At 62.7% G+C, this 21,467-nt stretch carries 14 protein-coding genes and 1 pseudogene; 7 read left to right on the forward strand and 8 right to left on the reverse strand.

Going from position 1 to position 21,467, the window contains the following annotated elements:
- The 4 genes from trpA to NDO48_RS24920 all read left to right on the forward strand — a co-directional run.
- The coding region (gene trpA / locus NDO48_RS24905; protein ID WP_267322593.1) for a tryptophan synthase subunit alpha at nucleotides 1–456 on the forward strand (456 nt) is incomplete at its 5' end.
- Nucleotides 457–1,285: 829 nt separating this feature from the next.
- The gene (locus NDO48_RS24910) at nucleotides 1,286–1,924 is read left to right on the forward strand and encodes a hypothetical protein (protein ID WP_267322594.1); all 639 of its coding nucleotides are present in this window, start codon (nucleotides 1,286–1,288) and stop codon (nucleotides 1,922–1,924) included.
- A gap of 179 nt (nucleotides 1,925–2,103) precedes the next feature.
- Nucleotides 2,104–3,738, forward strand: a complete 1,635-nt coding sequence (locus tag NDO48_RS24915) for a helix-turn-helix domain-containing protein (protein ID WP_018426013.1) — start codon at nucleotides 2,104–2,106, stop codon at nucleotides 3,736–3,738.
- A 474-nt stretch (nucleotides 3,739–4,212) separates the two neighbouring features.
- The gene (locus NDO48_RS24920) at nucleotides 4,213–6,624 is read left to right on the forward strand and encodes a right-handed parallel beta-helix repeat-containing protein (RefSeq protein WP_081623420.1); all 2,412 of its coding nucleotides are present in this window, start codon (nucleotides 4,213–4,215) and stop codon (nucleotides 6,622–6,624) included.
- A gap of 100 nt (nucleotides 6,625–6,724) precedes the next feature.
- Here the strand turns inward: NDO48_RS24920 and NDO48_RS24925 are convergent, their stop codons facing one another.
- Nucleotides 6,725–7,759 (reverse strand): helix-turn-helix domain-containing protein, encoded by a 1,035-nt coding sequence (locus NDO48_RS24925; protein WP_018426011.1) that lies wholly within the window; start codon nucleotides 7,757–7,759, stop codon nucleotides 6,725–6,727.
- Nucleotides 7,760–8,442: 683 nt separating this feature from the next.
- On the opposite strand from NDO48_RS24925, the pseudogene NDO48_RS24930 reads away from it, so the two are divergent.
- Nucleotides 8,443–9,912 (forward strand): annotated as a pseudogene (locus tag NDO48_RS24930) (nucleobase:cation symporter-2 family protein).
- 15 nt (nucleotides 9,913–9,927) lie between these two features.
- On the opposite strand, the gene NDO48_RS24935 reads toward NDO48_RS24930, so the two are convergent.
- On the reverse strand, nucleotides 9,928–12,402 hold the full coding sequence (locus tag NDO48_RS24935) for an AMP-binding protein (protein ID WP_157632673.1): 2,475 nt from the start codon (nucleotides 12,400–12,402) through the stop codon (nucleotides 9,928–9,930).
- A gap of 517 nt (nucleotides 12,403–12,919) precedes the next feature.
- Between NDO48_RS24935 and recQ the strand changes: the two genes are divergently transcribed.
- Nucleotides 12,920–14,719 (forward strand): DNA helicase RecQ, encoded by a 1,800-nt coding sequence (gene recQ / locus NDO48_RS24940; protein WP_018426007.1) that lies wholly within the window; start codon nucleotides 12,920–12,922, stop codon nucleotides 14,717–14,719.
- A gap of 94 nt (nucleotides 14,720–14,813) precedes the next feature.
- Here the strand turns inward: recQ and NDO48_RS24945 are convergent, their stop codons facing one another.
- The gene (locus NDO48_RS24945) at nucleotides 14,814–15,665 is read right to left on the reverse strand and encodes a hypothetical protein (RefSeq protein ID WP_018426006.1); all 852 of its coding nucleotides are present in this window, start codon (nucleotides 15,663–15,665) and stop codon (nucleotides 14,814–14,816) included.
- Between the two features lie 500 nt (nucleotides 15,666–16,165).
- Between NDO48_RS24945 and NDO48_RS24950 the strand changes: the two genes are divergently transcribed.
- The gene (locus NDO48_RS24950) at nucleotides 16,166–17,125 is read left to right on the forward strand and encodes an AraC family transcriptional regulator (protein ID WP_267322595.1); all 960 of its coding nucleotides are present in this window, start codon (nucleotides 16,166–16,168) and stop codon (nucleotides 17,123–17,125) included.
- Between the two features lie 116 nt (nucleotides 17,126–17,241).
- Here the strand turns inward: NDO48_RS24950 and NDO48_RS24955 are convergent, their stop codons facing one another.
- The 5 genes from NDO48_RS24955 to NDO48_RS24975 are packed head-to-tail and all read right to left on the reverse strand — an operon-like array spanning nucleotide 17,242 to nucleotide 21,428.
- Nucleotides 17,242–18,030: a DUF1684 domain-containing protein gene (locus tag NDO48_RS24955; RefSeq protein ID WP_018426004.1), complete on the reverse strand. Its 789-nt coding sequence runs from the start codon at nucleotides 18,028–18,030 to the stop codon at nucleotides 17,242–17,244.
- Between the two features lie 38 nt (nucleotides 18,031–18,068).
- Nucleotides 18,069–18,815: an ATP-binding cassette domain-containing protein gene (locus NDO48_RS24960; RefSeq protein ID WP_018426003.1), complete on the reverse strand. Its 747-nt coding sequence runs from the start codon at nucleotides 18,813–18,815 to the stop codon at nucleotides 18,069–18,071.
- Entirely contained in the window at nucleotides 18,812–19,621 is an 810-nt protein-coding gene (locus NDO48_RS24965; RefSeq protein WP_018426002.1) for an ATP-binding cassette domain-containing protein, read from the reverse strand. Before NDO48_RS24965 ends, NDO48_RS24960 begins: the two co-directional genes overlap by 4 nt.
- On the reverse strand, nucleotides 19,618–20,481 hold the full coding sequence (locus NDO48_RS24970; protein WP_018426001.1) for an ABC transporter permease: 864 nt from the start codon (nucleotides 20,479–20,481) through the stop codon (nucleotides 19,618–19,620). The genes NDO48_RS24965 and NDO48_RS24970 overlap by 4 nt, the downstream gene beginning before the upstream one ends.
- Complete coding sequence (locus tag NDO48_RS24975; RefSeq protein WP_051091885.1) at nucleotides 20,478–21,428, reverse strand: ABC transporter permease; 951 nt, start codon at nucleotides 21,426–21,428, stop codon at nucleotides 20,478–20,480. The genes NDO48_RS24970 and NDO48_RS24975 overlap by 4 nt, the downstream gene beginning before the upstream one ends.
- Between the last annotated feature and the right edge of the window lie 39 nt (nucleotides 21,429–21,467).

Consider the following 21,467-nt stretch of genomic DNA (forward strand, 5'->3'; position numbering starts at 1 on the left):
GGCATCGATGGCCTGATCGTCGTCGACCTGCCGCCCGAGATGGACGCCGAACTCTGCATCCCCGCACTCAAGGCAGGCATCAATTTCATTCGCCTCGTATCGTCGAATGCGAGCGATGACCGACTTGAAGAACAACTGAAACAGGCCAGCGGCTTCGTCTATTGCGTCTCGACACACGGCACCACAGGTCTCGCCATCCCAAACCCGGACAAGGTGCGTCACCTCGTTGGCCGCATCCGCGCCTTGACCGAATTGCCCGTCTGCGTCGGTTTCGGTATCAAGACGCCTGAAGACGTGCAGACATTTGGGGCCATTGCAGACGGTGTTGTCGTCGGGAGCGAAATCGTCCACGCAATCACACGTGGCATCGCGGCGGGCTCGGCCACGTCAAGCATCACCGCATTCGTGACGGATCTCGGCAAAGCCGCGCGGCTGGCATCTACCCAACCCCGCTAGGCGCGCGACCGCCGGTCGAGTGCCTTTTGCCACCAACTCTTCAGCGCTTTCGTGTCACCGCCCACTGCGCTGAATTGCAGGCAGGAAAGGACAGTCGCGGCAGGAATTTCAAGCAAGGGCAAGTTCTCGGCCGTGCGGCAGATCCATCGAGACCTCATCATTCGAGCCACGCCTTGACCCTGCGGACTGGCTCTCCCCTTCCCCCTGTCGAGGGGGAGCAACCGCGACGCACCCGAAATGGCCTCGCAAACCAAGACACGGCGCCAAGACGAAGCGTTTCGTCCGTATTCCTGGTCACCGCGTCGAAAGAAGACGGGCGAACAAGTTCCGCATCGACAGGCCCACTCCCCATCGAACCGCTTGATTTCGTCAAGCTCAAATATTTCCACAACAATCGCTCGATAACCATAGCAGGTACCGGAAGAGCATATCTGCAACGCCTTCGGCAGAGCGCGGCTTAGGCCTCCTGCCGGAAATACAGTCGTGTCGACATTGGCAAGGCAGCATGGCGGGGGAGCGCAAATGATACGCTTTTGGCTGCGAGATACCTCCGAAACACTTCGCGATGCCATCAGGCTGTTGAGGTTGATGCAGACGCCTTCCAGCTGGAACCAGCGCCAAAAGGACCGGCCGCCGCTCGGTTTCGACGAGCGATGACCGGAGGCGCCCCACCCCTGAAGCCAAAGCCAATTTCCCGAGCCGGAGACCTGCGCATGCCTATGGCAAACTCGTCCCTCGCCATCGGAATACACCCACATGACCAAGCGGTGCTGCAGTGACTCACGGCAGCGCTCGCCAGCGGATCGAAAGCCGCATGCGGGATCCCGGCATGCTCTACAATCTGGGCAATTCGCTGGGCTTCATCATCGGGCTTGGCGTCGCGCTGGCAGCCGATATCTCCCGCGATGACGGGGCCAGTGTGTGGGGACGCGGTGTTGCCCATGTCGTAGGCAGTCCGGCGGCGACTGCGTTAACCGGCGCGACGTTGGTGTTTTTCTGGGGCGGCCTCGTCTACACTAGGGCCTGGTCAAACGGTGCGCCGCCCGACCCCGGGCTCAATCGGCAAGGCGATGTGCTTTCCGGCATCGGCGCGATCCTTCTCGGGATCGGATTGGTCATCATGGGCAATCCGTGGCTTGCCGCTTCGGCAGGCTTGCTGCACGCCGCGGGCAAATTCGGCAGTGCCTTGGGTGGCACAGCAGCGAGGCTGGGCTCCTTTGCCCGATTGCGTGTTGCCGATTTCTGCAAGGATCTGGTCCTGGTAAGCCGCGTGCCGGCGGTCCTTGTGGGCGCGGCCGCGCTTTGGCGGGAGCTTGTGCTGCTGGAAAACATCCCGGAACTGCTGTTGGCCCTGAGCTTCATGACATGTTGCCTGATATGGGCCGCGGCCGACTGGATGCTGCTGTCGCCAGACGGATGGGTCAAACCGGCTGCTGTACGTCTTGCAAGAAGAGCACCGGACGCCTGATCAAGAAGGAAGAGGAGCTCGACAGCGAGCAAAGACCGCAATGGTCGGCAGGCAAGACAATGGAGTACCTCGTCTAAAAGACGTCATTTCTGGTATATAAGGCGCATTCCATTTCGCCTCGATTCCAGATTTGCTTTGCTGTAGACCTGCACCAGGCAACTCCGGCTTGGTTCCAGCAAATGGCGGGCGTTCATTACCAAAACCTGACCTTCGCACCAGACTATTCGTACGCACATGGCGACGATGGAAAAATGATAAAATTCACGCGGGCGGAACGACTGTTGCTCGCGGATCTGATCGCCCATGCAGGAATTCTGCGAAGTCGTGAACAACTGCTGGACGCGGTCTTAGAAGTTGGATCCGACTCTTCGGACCGCAACGTGGATTTTTTCATAAATCGACTTAGAAGCAAGATCGGGGACTCGGCCAAGAACCCGAAATTCATCGGCACGCGGTATGGCGAGGGATATGTTTGGGTTGGGGCCCATTCCGTGCAGACTGGTCAGCTGGCGGAATGCTTCGTCGCCGTAGGGCCCATTGTCACCATCGGGCAGGAGCACGCTGACAGCCACGCCATCGAGTTTGCCGAAGGGGTAGCGCAGGCCCTTAGGAAGCAACTGCCCGCCGGGCGCGTCGTGTCGGTCAGACCCGATGAAGCCGAAGCTGGTTTCACGTTTCGGATAAATCTGACTTTCATCGTATCTGGCGGCAGGAGGGAATGCGTTTCCTGTCTGCAAAGCAAGGAGAACACAAAGGTCATCCTTGTGCGGCGCGATAGCTGCCACGACATCGACTTCAACGTCCTGGCCGATCGTCACCTTTCTGCACTCTGGCAATTCCAGGTCGACCGACCGGGCGCCTCGGATGTGGCGCCCCTGGCCGTCAGAATGGTCGAGGCCGGCGAGTTGTTTGCCGACGACGGGCCAGCCGGATTGTCCGGCGAAATAGCCAAGCTGAAGGGAGAAGCGTTCCCGTCTGCTTCCATCTGGCGCAAGAACGATGCGCGGTTGCGCCAGTTAATTCGCAACGGGAATGCAACCCCCGTGACGCGCCTGATGCTGGCGGCCAACATTTACACTGGTTACATCATCGACGGTTGGCGCTTTCTGGCCAACGAGGATCCCCGCGAACGCGATCAGGCCGCTATGGAGAGCCTCGTTCTCGAGGTTCTTCCCGACCTGCTGGACGATCCAGAGAATGCGCTGTCTGCGGCACATGTTCTCAGTTTCATGGGGCCGGCTCACCAGGTGCTTGCGTTGGAAATCGCCGAGGAGGCGTTTGCCCGGTCCACGGCGCTGGCCGACGGTCTGTCGATACTTGGGCGTTTGCGCGGCTTCGCGGGCGACTTCGACGGCGCGCTTGACTTGCTTCACCGCGCGCGGCCCTTGTGCAAACCCGGCTCTGTGTTCGAGCGCTACGTTACGTCATGCATCTGCCAGAACCTGCTGGCTTCGGGCAATTTCGAGGCGAAGGACCGCGAACTTGAAAAGCTGACCAAAAGCCCGATAAGCAAAGGTCCCTACAGGCTCGTATATGCCAGTCCAAACGAGACTGTGCCGTCTTTGCCCGTTCGCATCCACCTGGCACTCAGCCCGCGAAAATATGCCCGCGCAGCGGTGCTCTGGAGCTACTACACATCCGCGCGCCTTTATCGCCCCCGCGAGGCGAAGGAAAACGTGATTGTAGGCTTGGCCCGCCATATGCGCCGCCGCTTTGGCGACGAGATCATTCCAGATGAAGTCAGCGCAGCGATACCCGCGACAATGGGTGGTGTCGTCCGGCCCGCGGCCGAAGACGTATCTTCCTACGTCTGACTGCTGGTAAGTGCTTCGTTCGTGTCCCCATTGCTCATCTGACCCGCTGGCCGCCTTAGCGAACATCTCGCGGCCGAGCACATTCGTGCAGGAGACCCAGCATCGCCGCTCAAGACCGGATTGAGCCCTCAAGCTATCAAAAGCGTCCGCCAAGCCCGAGTTTTGTACCTGCCGACATTCGTCCATCATCCTCGATGCTGAGCAGGACGTCTGCATCGATCAGCCGGCGGACGGTGAGATGAGTCTTCGCGGCTCAGGCGAGAAACTCCCTGTTTCCCACGAAAACAACGGCACCAACCTAACGATCGGTTCGCACCAGACGAACAAAATCTGAAGCCCGTGGCCGGTGCTTTCCAGGCCGACGTGCCCTGGGATGAAAAGCCGGCATTTCGGGACAGAATGACGGCGAAGCGTTCTGGCTGGGTTCGTCTGTTCCTCCTATGACTCCGCCCAAACGGATCAAGGAAGCTTCCCGTGCCATCTTCAGCGTGTTCGCCTCGCGGAATCCGCCGCGAAACCCAGACCATCGGACGGGAGCTCGCCGGCTTGCCGCGTGCCGCATTTTCCCTGCACACGCTGACGCGCACGGCATGGCTCGCATCTGCCTCGATAGCGGCAATCTGTTCGGTGTCTCCCGCCCACGCAGACGACGTCTTCGCCACGCGCTGGGCGCCATGGGTCGAAACCGGAGCGCAGGTGAGCAAGGGACGGTCGCTCGGCGAGGCGAACCTGTTCGTGCCGATACTCCAGAACGACGACACGCTTGTCTTCACCGACCTGCGCGGCAAGTTCGACAATAACGACTCCGTCGAGGGCAATTTCGGCCTCGGCATCAGGCACATGCTGCCGTCGGGCTGGAACGTGGGCGCCTATGGCTATTATGACGTCCGCCGCTCGTCCCTCGGCAACACGTTTCATCAGCTGACACTGGGTGCCGAGGCGCTGAGCGAGGACTTCGACCTGCGCGCCAATGCTTATCTGCCCATTGGCGACAGCGAGAAGCGGATGGATCTTGGCACCACAACCACGGTCGGCCCCTGGAGCAGCGAAGCCGTCCTGACCGGCACGTCGCTGGCGATCCAGAGCCGGGCGATCCAGACGGACACCACCAGTTACCTGGTTGAGAAAGCACTGGCAGGTGTGGATGCCGAGGTCGGGGTCAGGCTGCCGGTGTTCGAGCCGGGCTCCGGCTTCGATATGCGTGCTTTCGTCGGCGGCTATTATTTCGACGGCTCCGGCGTAGACGCCGTGGCCGGACCACGGGCACGCTTCGAGTTGACGGCCGACGACGTCGCCGGCCTGCCCGGCGTCAAGGTGACCGGGGGCTTGACCTTCCAGCACGACAACGTCCGCGGCGAACAGGTGATCGCCCAGGCGCGGCTGCGCATTCCGCTGCAGGCTCCGTCCTCAGCTCCGCGCGAACCGCTCTCCTACATGGAGCGGCGCATGGCCGACACGGTGGTGCGCGACGTCGACATCGTCTCGAACACCGGCAACACGGCGAGCATCAGCAAGAAGACGCTCACCTCCACCGAAGACGCAATCAACCTGTGGAACGGCAACACCGTCGCCTCGGTTATTCGCATCGACGGGACGACGCAGGACCAGGCAGCCCTTCAGGCCGCCCTCGACAGCGTCGGCGCCAATGGCATCGTGCTGTTGAGCGGCAACCTTGCCGCCTCGGGCGGAATTTCGCTCAACGCCAACCAGATGCTTGCCGGCGGTGGCGCGGTGCTGAAGCTCAAGGGCGCCACCAGCGGCGTCGAGGTGGATTTTGCAGCGCCTGGAAGCGCCGGGCGCATCTCGGGCGCGGCTAGCAACACCCTGGTCGCCATGGCGACGGGCAGCAGCCTGCGTGGCATCTCGGTAGAGAACACCTCGTCTGGCGGTGCGTCCTCGGCGGTCACCGGCGCGAGCGGCGCCAGCCTGCACGATGTCACCGTCGTTTCGGCGGCCAATGGCATGGAGGTCAACAACACCACCGGTTTCAGCCTGTGGGGCGGAAACATCACCGCGGCCCAGGGCATTGCCCTGTCGATCAACGGCAGCACGGGCTTCACCATCGACGGCGTCACCATCGTGCAGAACGGCGCCAGCGGCATCGGGATCGTCGCCGACAATGCCGCCGGCATCATCAGGAACAGTACCATCACCACCAATGGCAACGGCAACGGCTTTGGCGACACCGAGCCCGACGCGCGCCCGTCCCATGCAATGGCCATCCACAACAGCGGCGGCCTGACCATCGCCAACAACACGATCACCACCAACGGCACCCAGGCCAACGGCATCCATGTCACCGACAGTGCCGGCATTGCGATTACAGGAAACCGGGTGACCACGAACAACTACATGAGCCGCGGCATCCACCTGCTCAACAGCAACGGCGCCACCATCGCCGGCAATACGGTCGCCACCAAAACGACGAACGACACGAATTGGTGGTACCAGACGATCGCCTTCGGCATCCTCACCGACCGAAGCAGCAACCTGGCCATCCGCGACAACGTCGTCTCGACCCAGATGCGGGGCGCTACTGGCATCTATCTGCGTTATGGCGACAACAATGCGGTATCTGGCAATACGGTCACCACGAACGGCGAAAGCGCAGCTGCCATCCAGGCGGTGCGATCGACATCCAATACGATCAGCGGCAATGTGCTGACGACGACAAATCTGAGCCTTTCATACGGGATCAATCTTGGGCCCTACAGCCACAATTCGGTTGCAGAAAACAACGTCATCAATGCAATCGGCGGAGCCGGCATCATGATCAACACGTCCACCGGCGTGACCGTGCGCAACAACCGCGTGGTCGGCCGGGGCAACGCCGGCGTCCACGCCTATGACAGCGACGATGCCGTTATCGAGGGGAACACGCCGTAAGACCAGGTTGAGGCGATTGCGACGATTGCGGTCACCCTCTTCTCAGCAGCCTGGCAGCTCGTCCATGCGGCACCGCATGTGGGCGAGATGCTCGCGAATGTCAGGCCATGGAGCGCAGCTTGTCCAGCCAGTCCTGCATCCAGTTGTCTTCTCCGGCGATAAGCCCGGCCTTCAGGCGGACGCCCGCCTCCGCATTGCGGATCGCTTCGCTCGGGCGGACGCCGAAATGCTGCTGGAACGCGCGTGAAAACCCACTCTCGCTGGCAAAGCCCGTCGAATAGGCGAGCTTGGCGACCGAGCCCCTTGAGGAACCGACCGAAGTGAGTTTCAGGTAGGCCAGCTTGAGCCGGCGCTCGCGAATGTAGTCGGCAATGCCGCCGATCGGCTCGAACAGGCGATAGAGAGCAGATCGTGACAGCGCGAAATGGCGCATGATCATGTCGGCGGACAGGGCCGGACTGGTCAGGTTGCGTTCGATGAAAATCTGGATCGTCTGGAGTGTGGCGTCCGTCAGGGCTTCGCGCTCGGCCGCGACCGCCGCCGAAAATCCGCTCGACACGATGGCGGAAGCAACCTCTGCGGCCAACCGTCCGTCCGGACCGGCGAGCTTGGGCGCCAGCCTGGCCATTGTCTTCATGTGCTCGCCAAGCAGGATGCCCAGTGTCGACGCCCCATCGACCCTTGCCCCGTGAAGATCGTCGATGACCCGGGGGGCCAGCCGGATAAGCGAGCGCGGCAGGATCAGGCTGACGATGTCCATGTCGGTGGTCTGGCTGCGCATCGGCCGGCTGAGATCAAAGCAGACGATATCCCCGGCCACGCCATGGCCGATCCCGCCATCCGCGTCGTAGCCGCATTCGCCCTTGACGTAGAGCTGGATGAGCAGGTGATCGACGCCGGTCGCAGCCACCCGGTCCGGGGACCGGACGAAACGCTGCGCGCTCGCCGAAGAGGCGCCGACCAGGAAATGGCCGAGATTGTAGCTGCTGAGGTCAGCCCTGAAATCGTCCAGGCCATCCTTCGACGGAATGGCGTCGAACAGGCTCGCCACCCCCATGCGCCAATATTCGTAGTTCTCATCGCGGTTCAACTGCGACGAGCGGATGACCTGGTTTTCGACAGTGTCCGTAGCCAATCCGCGCCTCCCCCAATCGCCACTGCAGTTCGGATCGTCAATCCGACTTCCGGAAGGACAAAGACCAGTTACATCGGTCGCAACGACGCATTTTTCGTCAAGACAACGAGCATCAAGGCGAGCTTGCAGCCGAAGCACATACATGATCCGAGCGGATCGAAGTGATGCCATGGTTTTTCTGGCTGTCAATGCGAAATGCATAATGGTTTCAAGGACTCAAGCCCAACCACCGGTATCACCGAGGAGCGGCTACAAGGAGCCGAACAGAAAGATGCATCAATGATCGCTGACGTGGCGAAGCTGTTATGAAGGATGCTTCCATAATTGTCCGTGCTGCTGCCGATGAGTGCTCTCGAAATCCTCAAGACCGTTTATGGCTATGATGCCTTCAGGGGATCGTGGGCGCGTATCGTCAAACATGTGATCTGAGGCAACATGCCTTCGTGCTGATGCCGACGGGTGGCGGCAAGTCGTCGTGCCGCCGCAAAGGTCCACTGACCACGCGATTTCCCACAATCCCCGAGCACGGCATGTCGGATCAAGGCCATGCCCGGCAGGGACAATGCGCCTCCACCTTCTTGATCTATGCGAAAATGCTTCACCAAAAGCCTGCCTACACGCGGCGCTGCGTGTCCCCCCAGAATGGATCATCGCCTTGTACTCAAGCTGGGAGGAGACCTGCTTTGGTTGCGACGCTCGCAAAGACGGCCGAAACGACACGGCCGGAGGATGAACATCTCGGCCTTGGCGCCAACCTGGCTTATGGCTTTCAACACGTGTTGACGATGTATGGTGGCATCGTCGCCGTCCCGCTCATCATCGGACAGGCGGCAGGCCTGTCCATGGACGAGGTCGGGATGCTCATCACCGCATCGCTGTTTGCGGGCGGTCTGGCGACAATGTTGCAGACCCTCGGCATCCCGTTCTTCGGATGCCAGCTGCCACTTGTCCAAGGCGTTTCCTTTGCCGGCGTGGCGACCATGACCGCCATCGTGTCATCCGGCAGCGGGCTGCAGGGCGTGCTGGGCGCGGTGATCGTCGCATCGTTGATCGGCCTGCTGATCACCCCGATATTCTCGCGCATCACCAAATTCTTCCCACCTCTGGTCACCGGCATCGTCATCACGACCATCGGCCTGACCTTGATGCCAGTCGCCGCGCGATGAGCCATGGGCGGGAACAGCAGTGCCCCCGATTTCGGCAGCAAGGCCAATATCGGCCTGGCGGCCCTGACGCTCGGCATCGTGCTTTTGCTCAGCAAGCTTGGCAGTGCGCGGATTTCGCGGCTTTCGATCCTGCTGTCGATGGTGATCGGCACCGTGATTGCCTGGGCCCTCGGCATGGCCGATTTTTCACGGGTCATAACCGGGCCTATCTTCGCGCCCCCGACCCTGTTCCATTTCGGATGGCCGACCTTCAGCGTTGCAGCAACGCTCTCCATGCTGATCGTCGTCATCGTCACCCTGGTGGAAACCTCCGCCGATGTGCTCGCGGTCGGTGAAATCATCGGCACCAAGGTGAGCTCGCGCCGGCTCGGAGATGGCCTGCGCGCCGACATGCTTTCGAGCGCAATCGCACCGGCATTCGGTTCGTTCACGCAGAGCGCCTTTGCGCAGAACGTCGGGCTTGTCGCGGTGACGGGGGTGAAGAGCCGTTATGTGGTGGCTGCTGCCGGCCTGATCCTGGTCACGCTCGGGCTCTTGCCGATCATGGGTCGCGTGATTGCAGCAATACCGCCCTCGGTCCTTGGCGGAGCCGGCATCGTGCTTTTCGGCACCGTCGCAGCAAGCGGCATCCGTTCATTGTCCAAAGTCGACTATGCCAACAACATGAACCTGGTGATTGTCGCGACCTCGCTGGGCTTCGGCATGATCCCGATCTCGGCCCCGCAGTTCTATGAACATTTCCCCGCCTGGTTCGTCACGATCTTCCATTCCGGTATCAGCTCGGCCGCTCTGATGGCGATCAGCTTGAACCTCTTGTTCAACCATTTTCGCGCCGGAAATTCGGAGCAGCAGTCCGTCTTCGTCGCGGGAACGGAACGCATCCTGCGCTATCAGGACATCGCCGAGCTGCATGATGGCGACTATTTCCTGGGCGGCAGGCTCTACGATTCGACAGGAAAGCCCGTTCGCGTCACTTCAGACCATTGAATCGAGTGGCAGGGCTTACGCCGACGAGGTCGAGGGAGGGCCGCTTAGGGCCCCGCCTCGATGCTTCCTTGCGAACGCACGCACTTTGCCGTCGGCCCAGTTGTATGTGCGTGCAAAGACGATTCCGACGCCAATGGCAGCGAAAAGGGAGAGCCACGGCATCGGCCCGTGAAACAGCCGGGTGACCAGGGACTTGGTCTGGCCATGGCTGAGATACATGAACATCGACGATGCTGCGATCTCGCCGACGACCGTCTTGACTGGAGCGGGAACCGATATCTCCGGCCAGAAAAGCAGCAATGCCGAGGCACCCACGATATAGGCGCTTGCCGACGTGAAGCCATGATGCATCAGGACTGCGACGGTCACGATCACCATGGCCGCCACGCGCCCTTTCAAGTCGCGCGCGCTGGCCATCAGCATGCCGGCACCGACTGTCCAAAGGTACCACATGGGCGTGCGATGGTAGAGGTAGGTCGTGTCCCAGACCTGCTCGACCATCCAGCTGACCACCATGGCCAGGACGATCAACCCGGTGCAGGTCGCCATCGGCCACTTGCGAAGTGTCGCCCGTAGTAGGGGAATTGACAGCAGCGCGGCAATCACCAGCAGCAACTGCATGTAGATCTCGGCGAAGTAGTAGAATGCGACCTGATACTCGCGCGCGTCAAACCAGTTGGAAATCAGCAGCAGCGGCTTCAGCTCGAAGGTCCTCGCCCACAGCTGCATCGTGACGGTGACCAGCAATGTCGGGATCGCGACGCGCAGCACGGTCCCGAAAATCGTGCCGACATTCCCGGTCCGGCTGATTTCGGGCCACTGGAAGCGCATGACACTGTAGCCGCACAGCATGAACAGGAAATACGCCGCGCCCCAATTGCTGCTGTAGACGAATGTATCCAGGTGCAAGGCAACAATGCAGATCATGAAGAAGGCGCGCGTCAATGTCGCGGATTCCAGCCGCCGCCAGGCCCATCCCTTGGACGCGGCATGCGTTTCCGCTTGCGCTGCGCTCAGCGCCTGCAATTGGGTGACCGTCAGCGCTTCCCAACCGCTGGGCAGCGGGCCAAATCGATCCTCGAACCCAAGCGAGAACTGGATGTAGCTGAGCGAATCCCCACCCATGGTTTCAAAGCTGTCGTCGGGGCCGATCTTGCTTCCGCGGAAAAATTCCCCAAAGAATGCCTGCACATCGCCCGCTCGCGACCCCGCCGCCTGGTCGGCAACCGGAACGGCCGCAGCGGCCTTGGCCTGCTGGACAAACTCTTCGGTCAGGACGCGACGCAAAGGCTTGCCGGTCGCAGTCCGCGGAATTGCCGGCATGACCCTGACATGCAGTGCATCGCCTGCATATAGCCCGAGTTCCCTCAGGGCCTCGGCCGAAGTGGCATGGAGCTGATCGGGGGCAAGGTCCTCGGACTCGGCGACGACAAGGACACCCTCGCCGCGCAATGCGTCCGGCACCTTGGCCACGACGACCTTGCCGACCTGCCCCAGCAGCTTGCCGATCCGTGCCTCGAGCATGTCGGGATTGATCTTCACGCCGCCACTGTTGATCAGGTCGTCGGCCCTGCCGTCGAAATAGACATAGCCGTCCTTGATGTGGCCCAGATCGCTGGTCTGCAGCCAGCTGTCGGCATCGCAAAGGTCCGCCAGTTGATCGGTTTCCACGCGCCAGCGGGCGACATGCGGGCCGCGAATGCGAATACGACCATCTTCAGATATGCCGACCTCGGTCTTGCCGACCGCCCGGCCGACTGACTCCAGCAAAGCATCGGGAACGTCCGATATCTGCAGGAAGGTGCTGCGCGAGGCCTCCGTGAGGCCGTAGTGCTGAACGATCCGGGCATTGGGGAACAGGTCGCGAATCCCGCGCTTCTCGGCGCCCGTCATGTATTGCGAGCCAATTTCCAGCCAACGCAGCTTCTTGCCGGCCTCGCCGATGACTGACGGGTTCTGCAGCAGAATCCGCAAGAGGGTCGGTACGGCGGAAAGGGCGTTGACCTCATCCGCCTTGAGCATTCGAGACAGCTCGAGCGGATCGAAGCCGCGCGGCGGCAGATAGGTTCGGCCGCCCGCCGCGCTGACCGCGCGGATGCGACCGATGCCGAAACTGTAGGTCACCGGCACGCCAACATATTCACGGACATCAGGCGTCAGGCCCATCTGCTCGATGATCCGCTCCGCCGCATCCGCCAGGTTCGCGTAGCTCAGGACGATGCCCTTTGGCTTGCCCTCGGTGCCGGAGGTGTAGGTGATCTGGGCCGGCCGATCATCGTGGATGAGCGGGTGGCTTGCCGTAAACCAGCCGGTTCCCTCATCGGGAACGATGCAGCGCTCGATACGGATGCCTGTCAGTGCCTTGGCGAAGGCCTCATCCGGAACGTTGACCAGTGGCTGGCGCGCTTCGTTGAGCGCAAACACATGTTCGAGATAGGACAGGGAATTCTGCGTAACGAGCGCGGTAGCCGTTAACTTCATGTGTTGCATGGAGCAACTCTCCGATAATCGCCGCGCAGACCTTTGTAATAGATTTTGCATGAAAGAGCCATGCTATCCAAGCAGCCGGATTCAGAAAGTTACTTCGTGCTTAATTTGCTTGCTGCGTTAACCAAGCCAAGAGGCAGTCGTTGCCAATCTGGCGCGCACTGTGAGTTGCGTGTTTGCTATTCTCTAACAATACACCTGCAGATCTTTCGCCGATCAGCCCTCTCAACCCAGGTTCGCTTCTTGGAGTAGAGGGGGCTGGAGCTACGCGACGGCCTCAAGAACAGGTATTGAACCGCCCGACGTGCTTCAGATGCAGTCGTATCGCGGCAACAACACCGATAGTTCCGATATCGCGTCTGGGCTTCGTCCGTCCGGCAACTGAAGCGGCAGTCGGGCAATGCGAGGTGCGAAATTCCCGTTCGGCTGCATGACAGGCGAACAGAAAGACGCATCGATGATCGCGGACGTGGCGAAGCTGCTATGAAGGACGTTTCCGTGATTCTCCGTTCTGCTGCCGATGACCGCCACCGCCCTCGAAATCCTCAAGACCGTTTATGGCTATGATGCCTTCAGAGGGCCGCAGGCGCGGATCGTCGAGCATGTGATCTCAGGCAACAATGCCTTCGTTTTGATGCCGACAGGCGGCGGCAAGTCGTTGTGCTACCAGATTCCCGCGATCGTCCGTCCCGGCATGGGGCTTATCGTTTCGCCGCTCTTGGCACTCATGGCCGATCAGGTGGCGGCGCTCAGGCAGGCAGGCGTGCGGGCGGCCGGGCTGAATTCCGATCTTTCGCCCGACGACCGCCGCGCGCTGTGGCGCGACATCCGTGCCGGGGCACTCGATCTGCTCTATGTCTCTCCCGAAACATTGCTGCGACCCGATGTGCTGGAGCTGCTGGATGGCGTGAAGCTGTCGCTGATCGCCATCGACGAGGCGCATTGTCTGTCGCAATGGGGGCACGATTTTCGGCCGTCCTATCGCCAGCTCGACGCACTGGTGGGTCGCTTCGCCGGCACGCCGCGCATGGCACTGACGGCCACCGCCGACGAGCCGACGCGTGCGGAAATCCTGTCGCATCTCGAGATAGACGAGGCGGATGCCTTCATAGCCGGCTTTGACCGACCCAACATCCGCTACGCCATCGAGGAAAAGGACAATCCGCGCGCCCAGCTCAAGGAGTTCCTGAAGCGTTACGAGGGCGAGAGCGGCATCGTCTACTGCCTGTCCAAACGCCGGACCGAGGAAACCGCTGCCTGGCTGCAGGGGCTGGGCTACGACGCGCTCGCCTACCATGCCGGCATGGACAAGGCGGCGCGCGAGGCCAACCAGATGCGCTTCCAGCATGGCGAGGCGGTGATCATGGTCGCCACCGTCGCCTTCGGCATGGGCATCGACAAGCCGGACGTGCGCTTCGTCGCCCATATCGACCTGCCTGGCAGCATCGAGGCCTATTATCAGGAGACCGGGCGTGCCGGCCGCGACGGCCTGCCGTCCGATACGCTGATGCTTTACGGCTACGACGACATCGCGCTGCGCAGCCGTTTCATCGAGGAGTCCGAGGCGCCCGACCAGCGCAAGCGCATGGAGCGGCAAAAGCTCGATGCACTCCTTGGACTGGCCGAGACAGCAAGCTGCCGCCGACAGGTTCTGCTGTCTTATTTCGGCGACGAGTGCGAACCGTGTGGCAATTGCGACACCTGCGCCGAGCCGCCAAAATTGTTCGACGGCGCTATTGCCGCGCAAAAGGCATTGTCGTGCATCTACCGCACCGGCGAGCGTTTCGGGCAAGCCTACATCGTCGACGTGCTGCTGGGGGTGGACAACGAGCGCATCGCCCAGTTCGGCCATGACCGCATCTCCACCTTTGGCATCGGTACCGAGCACGACAACAGAACCTGGCGGGCGATCCTGCGCCAGATGATTGCGCTGCGCCTGGTCGACGTCGACCTCGCCGGCCATGGTGGCCTGTCGATCGCGCCCGCCGGCCGCGACTTCCTGCGCGACAAACCCGAGTTGATGCTGCGCGTGCCGGCACCGACGCGCGCCAGGCGCGGCAAGGTGGCGCGCAGTGCGGCGCAGTCTGCCGTCACCGATGCGGACCAGGACCTGTTCCAGGCACTGCGGCGGAAACGCACCGAAATAGCGCGCCTGCAGAACGTGCCGCCCTATGTGATTTTCCACGACAAGACCCTGATCGAGCTGGCGGCGGCCCGGCCGGCGTCGCGCGCGGAAATGGCGAACGTACCCGGTGTCGGCGAAGCCAAGCTCGACCGTTACGGCCCGGCTTTCCTCCAGGTGATCGCCGAGCACATCTGACAAGAGCTTTCGGCAGCCGGCACGCCGCGCCGGTTTTCTAGCCGTACCAGTGCGCTCTGCGATCCCCGAGCATCTCGACGGTCGGACTGGTCCCTCAGTACAGGAACGACCGTTCACAGGCGGCGTCGATGATGGATAGTTTGAGTGCCTGGGCACCGATCATCTCGGCGACGAAGCCCGAGGACAACCACATGGCAGATTCGCCGCGCTTACCGCTCCAACCAAGGCTGCCCATGACTTCCGCCTCGCGCAGCTTGCGGGCGAAGTGCGTGCGGGACAGGTTGATCCGCTCCGCGATCTCGGTGATCGACATGATCGAGGTCAGGTAGGAGCGGCCGTCCGGGGCCACCTCGCCGAGACTGGTGATGAGCCAGTCCATGATGACGCCGCCATTGTTGAGCCAGGTGAACAACGAGAACGTGTCCTGCGGCTCGCGGATGGCGGCACTCGTCAGCAGGCCGTGGGCAATCTCCGTCTGCAGCCGCGCGAAGGCGGTTTCGTCGGCGTGGAAGGCAGCGAGGCGGTTGCGTCCGTCGAGACCGTCAAGCGTGACGAGGTGCGCCATCGCCCAGCCGCGCAACAGCATGAGCCCTTCCTTGGCCACTGCAACGGGACGCGACCGCCGATCCCGCGGGTCCTCCATGGCGATGGCATAGCCGTAACGCAGCATCTCCTTGACGAAGGCGTCGGCAGTGTTGCGGCTCGCGATCTCGTGGAAAGCCACTTCTTGCAGGAAGCGCGCCACGACCATGGACGGCATATCCTCGGGACTTTCACGAAAGCAAAGGGCAACCGCAGCATGCGCCAAGAGCCAGCGCTGTTGCGTGGCGAAGACCGACGACAGCCTGGGATTGAGGTTGAACATCTGCAGCATCACCGATGACTGGTGCTTGACCATCGGCAGGATCAGCCTGTTACCCGATATCGCCTCGACGCTCAGGCCCATATACGACCTCCGCGCAACAGGGCTGCCACAGAACCGTTCCTTGTCCAGCTGAAATGCACAACCGCCTCCTTGTCCGAACCGGACGGCACTGTCCGATGCCGCCCGACCCGTCATCCACAGGGGATCCCGCTGCCCGCCCGCAGCGCCAGCCACTGCCCGGCTGAGGCAACAGGAGGGCGGCGGGCGGGAACGCCCAATTCCCGCGACGGCTCTACGAAAGGCGGGAGGCGTCGTCTTCTCATTGCGTGCAGAACGAGGCGGCCGCTGCTGCGAAATCGACGCAATCAAGGGGATACGGATCGGTCGTCACCTGCTGAAGAAAGCGCAGTATTCCGCGGTTTCCAACAAATGCGGCCAACGAAACTGGCTACGACGGCAGCCGCGCGCGACATACCCAGCAAATGCCAGATGCGACGGCTGTCATTGGAGCCTGTTCTTGTTGTAGGGTTCCGCGAACCAGCCGATATCCCTGCCGCCCGCCTCTGCCCAAGGCCCGCAACATGATCAGTTTCACCACCGACGACATAGCCCCCGAACGGCGGTTCGATCAGTGGCGCGAAGTGCGCGGCAAGAGCCTGTTCGGCGTGACCATCGAACTTGCGGCCGAGAAGCGGCTGTCTTTCCACGGCTCGTTCCGGGCCCATGCCGTGGGCGGCGCCGTCGCCTCGGAAATGCGCGCCTCGTCCTACCGGATCAAGCGCACCGACACCGACATCGCCAGGATATCGGGCAACAGCCTGTGCATTGCCCACCAGGTGACAGGCGGCGGCCTGCTCGACACCGGCCGCGGCAGGGTCGACACCATCCACGACGGCGACATGGTGGTCAGCCATTCCGACCTGCCCTACAGCGGACAACCGGATGGAGAGCGCGGCTTCCTGTACCGCATGCTGAAGATTCCGATCGAGGGCGAGATCCTGTTGGGACGGCGCGCCGACGATCTGTTTGCAGCCAAGCCCATCGGCGGCACTTGGTTCCTCAGACCGTTCCGAGCGCTGTTCGATGCGCTGATGGCTCCCGAGCGCACCGGCTCGGATCCGTTGCGCGACGTCGCCAGCATCGCCCGTCTTGCCCTGGCTGCGAGGGGCCGGCTACCGCTCGGCATGCCCGAGGTTCGCGCTGCCCTGCGGACCGGTGTGCGGCACGCCGCACTCGAGATCATGGAGCGCGACAAGCGCCTGCCGGGACTCAACCCGGCACGCGTAGCCATGGAACTCGGCATCTCCAGGCGGCAGTTCTATGTCGTGCTCGAAGAGGCAGGACTCACCTTCTCGCGTACACTTGCCGCAATGCGCGTCCGCGACGCACGCCGGCTGCTGGTCGAGATCCCGAGCCTGTCGATAACGCAGGTGGCATTCGCCTGCGGCTTCGACAGCCTCGCCACCTTCTACCGCGCCTTCGCCACGACCTACGGGATGACCCCGAGCGACATGCGCGGGATCGGCGGCCGCTGGCAATAGCGGTGCGCCAGGAGTGTGCTTCCTCCGAGGGCACCGAACTGTGCGTTCTGCTCCGGATGGGAAGCACTTGGCGAGGTTGTCCGGATCGCGCCGCGGCACCCTCGGAGTGGACGATCTTAGCCGTGGGCCCGGAGCTCGCCCGCTTCGATGCGGATCGGCAGGACGTTTTCTGCCGGCGGCAGCGGGCAGACGGCGTGCTCGGTGAAGGCGCAGGGCGGGTTGAACGCCTTGTTGAAGTCCAGAACGATGGTGTCGACCGTGATGCTTTCACCCAAGAGGAAACGCGAGGCGGGGTAGGTCTTATCGCGCGAGGTCAGGTCCTTGAGCACGAATTGCGGCACCTCCGATGTGCCGTGGGTCGGCAGCAACTCGTAGCGCACGCCGTCGCGGGTGAATGCCGCCTTGTGAGTGATGGTGACCTCGGTCGGGATGCCGAGTACGGTATCAACAGTCATCTCGACCGGCGTCGCCAGCGGGATCCAGTCGGCAATGATGCGCCAACTCGGATCGATGGGGAACGAACTGATGCCGGCAAATTCGTCGGGCGCGGTCGAGGCCGTATCGCGGATGCGCAGGGCATTCTCGCCGTTGAGCGTTGTCACCTCGAGCAGCAGCTGGCCTACGCTGAAGCGCGGCGGGTTCTTCTTGTCGAGCTTCAGACGAATGGGGGCAGTGCCGTCGGCTGGCGCGAAGGTGACGCCGCCGTCCTGTTCCTGGGTGATGGTGCCGACATGGGCCGGTCCGGCCGACAGCACGACATCGTTGTCCTCGGCGGTGCCGACCGTCACCGAACCCGGTTCAAGCCACCAGCGGCCAATGATGTTGAGCCAGCCATTGCCAGCCTTGAGATCGGCCAGTCGCTTGGCGCGCCAGTCCTCGATGTGGCTGATGTAGTCGGTCGTCATGCTGCTTGTGCCTTTGGTCTGAAGTTGCCACGCCTGCCCTAGCTGGGCATGCGCGGAACGCTCTGCAAGAGCTTTTGCGTATAGGGATGCTGCGGGGCGTCAAGGATGGCGCGCGTGTTGCCGCTTTCGACGATCTGGCCGCGCTCCAGGATGATGATCTCCTCGCAGAGCGAAGCGACCACGCCGAGATCATGCGACACGAACACCAGCGTCATGCTTTCCGACAGGCGCTTGAACAGGTCGACGATGCGGATGCGCGTCGACAGGTCGAGCGCGCTCACCGCCTCGTCGGCGAGCACCAGCTGCGGCCGCGATACGATGGCGCGGGCAATGGCGATACGCTGGCGCTGACCGCCGGAGAACTCGTGCGGGTAGCGATTGACGGCATCGGCTGGCAGGCCGACAGCCTCAAGCGATGCCGCCACCGCCTCGCTGTGCGAGCCGGGAATGGCAAGCGACTGCAGTGGCTCGGAGATGATGTCGCGCACCTTCTGCCTGGGATCGAGCGAAGAATAGGGGTCCTGGAACACCGCCTGAACCGAGCGACGATATCCGCGCATGAACGTCCGGCTGGACGGATCGACGACAGCGTCGCCGAAGTTGATGGTGCCGCCGGTCGGCCGGGCGAGCCCGAGAAGAAGGCGCAGGAGCGTCGTCTTGCCCGAGCCGGATTCGCCGACGAGGCCGACGCTGACGCCCTTTTTGACCACAAAGGAGACGCCATGCAGCACCTTGCGCTGGCGGTCGTAGCCGAAGCTGACATCACGCACGTCGAGCATGGTCATGCCGTTCCCTCAAGCGCTTTGTCGAAGGAACGGGCAGCAGCCACAAGCGTCCTTGTGTAGTCGTGTTCGGGATCCCCGAAGACCTTGTCGACAGGCCCCTCCTCGACCGCGCGGCCATTGCGCAGCACCGTCACGCGGTCGACCACGGTGGCCACGACCGGCAGATCGTGGCTGATGAACAGAAGCGCCATGCCGTGCTCGCGAACCAGGGTGTCCAGCAATTTGAGAATTTCGGCCTGGGTGGTCACGTCGAGGGCCGTGGTCGGCTCGTCGGCGATCAGCAGCTTTGGCCGGCATGCCAGCGCCATGGCGATCGCGACGCGCTGGCGTTGGCCGCCCGAAATCTCGTGCGGATAAGAATTGGCAACCCGCTCCGGCTGCGGCAGCGCGACATGGTCGAGAAGCGTCAGCACCTCGCGCTCGACGTCGTGGCGCGAAGCGCCTTTGCCTTCGCGCGCCAGGCGACGTGCCACCGGCCCAGCCACCTGCCGGCCGAGCTTCATCAGCGGGTCGAGTGCAGTCAGCGGTTCCTGGAAAACCACTGCGACGGAAGAGCCGCGAAGCTGGTTGAGCGCGCGGTCGGGCGTGCCGACGATCTGCCGGCCGTCGAGTTCGATCGAGCCGCTCGGCACGATCGTCTTCGGCAAAAGCCCCGTCACCGCCATGGCGGTGAGCGACTTGCCAGAACCGGACTCACCGATCAGCCCCATGCGTTCGCCCGGCGCGATCGAAAATGAAAGATCCGAGACCAGCGTCTTGTCGCCGGTCTTCAGCATCAGGCCCTCTACGGAGAGAAGCGAGGTCATCGCGTGATCCTCCTGGTGGGATCGCCGATGTCGCGCAGGCCGTCAGCCAGGAGGTTTATGCCGATCACCAGCGTGACCAGCGCGATACCAGGCGCAATCGCGCCGATGGGAGCCGAGTAGACCGTGCCCTGGGCTTCCTGAAGCAGGCGGCCCCATGAGGCATTGGGCGGCGGCGCGCCGAGGCCGAGATAGGACAGCGAAGACTCGGCAATGACCGCAAGGCCGAACTGCAGCGCGAAATTGACGGTGAGCGTCGGCCAGATGTTGGGCAGGACGTGCCTGACCATGACGCCGGGCCAGGAAGTGCCCGAGGTCCGCGACGCGATGATGTAGTCGTTCTGGAGCACCCGCTTGGCAAGGATGCGCGTCAGGCGCGCCACGATTGCCGACATGGCGATGCCGAGCGCAACAATGGCCGACCACAGGCCCGGGCTGTCGCTGGCAGCCACCACCAGCATGGCGAGCAGCAGGGTCGGAAATGCGATCAGGATGTCCAGTGTCGCGGCCAGCGCGTCGTCAAGGAAGCGCGTGGCAAAGGCCGCCAGAAGGCCAATGGTGACACCGATGGCGGCACCGATGGCAACGGCGCCGGCGCCGACGGTCAGCGCGATGCGCGAACCGATCATGATCTGGGTGAACAGGTCCCGGCCAAGCCGGTCGGTGCCGGCCCAATGGAGCAAGGACAAAGGCTCGAGCCGCCCACCCGAGGTGCTTGTCGGATCGTAGGGCGTCCAGAACAATGTCAGCAGCGCAACCACGACGTGGATGCCGACCAGGATCAGGCCAACCACAAGGGTCAGCGACCACAGCGACTTGCGCGGGCCGGGCTCCGGCTCGATCAGTTCGTCGACCGCGCTCATGAGCGTGCTCCTGCCTTATCGCGCAGCCGGGGGTCGATCAGCCGCTGGACGAGGTCCGCGGTGAAGCCCACCAGAAGCACCAGCAGCGTGGACACGAAGAGCACACCTTGCACGTTGGGGTAATCGCGCTGTTCGATGCCCAGCAGCAGCATTGAGCCCAGGCCGGGCAGCGTGAAGACGCGTTCAACAACGACGGCGCCGAGCAAGGTCGACGCCAGCTCGATACCGAGAATGGAAATGATCGGCACCACGCCATTGCGGATGCCATGCCGGACAATTGCCTCGGTGAAGCTGGCGCCCATGGAGCGCGCGGTGCGCAGATAGTCGCTGCCCAGCACATCCTGCGTGGCCGAGCGGACATAACGCAGCAGCGAGGCAGACATGACGATCGCAATCGTCAGCACCGGTAAGGCGAGCGCACGCAGGGCTTCGGCCGGCGCGTGCCAGCCGCGCGAGGGAAAGCCGCCCGACGGGAGGATACGAATGTTGATGGCGAAGGCCGTGACCAGGAGGATACCGACCCAGAACACCGGGATGGCAATGCCGAGCTGCGAAACGGTCGAGATCAGCGCGCCATACCAGCGGTCCGCCTTGACCGCCGACACGATGCCAAGCGGCACGGCAATGACCACGGCCAGAGTGAAGGCGAGCAGCGTCAGCGGCAGCGTGACAGTCAGGCGCGCGGCGATCTCGCCGGCAACGGATGCGCCGCTGACGAAAGAGTTGCCGAGGTCGAAGCGCACGAGATTGCCGAGAAAGCGGAGGAACTGTTCCCAAAGTGGCAGGTTCGATCCGACCTGCTCACGCGCAGCCTCGATCTGCCTGGCGTCCGCGCCCACCGACAGCAGGGCGTTGGCCGGGTCGCCCGGCAGCAGTCTGAGCAGGACGAAGAGTACCAGGGATGCGATGAAGAGCGACAGGACCAGAATGGCGAGCCGCCGAAGGATGTAGGAAAAAATTACCGGGTTCCTTTCGTCCCCTACGGA

The sequence above is a fragment of the Aminobacter sp. MET-1 genome (assembly GCF_026521175.1).
Classification (GTDB): domain Bacteria; phylum Pseudomonadota; class Alphaproteobacteria; order Rhizobiales; family Rhizobiaceae; genus Aminobacter.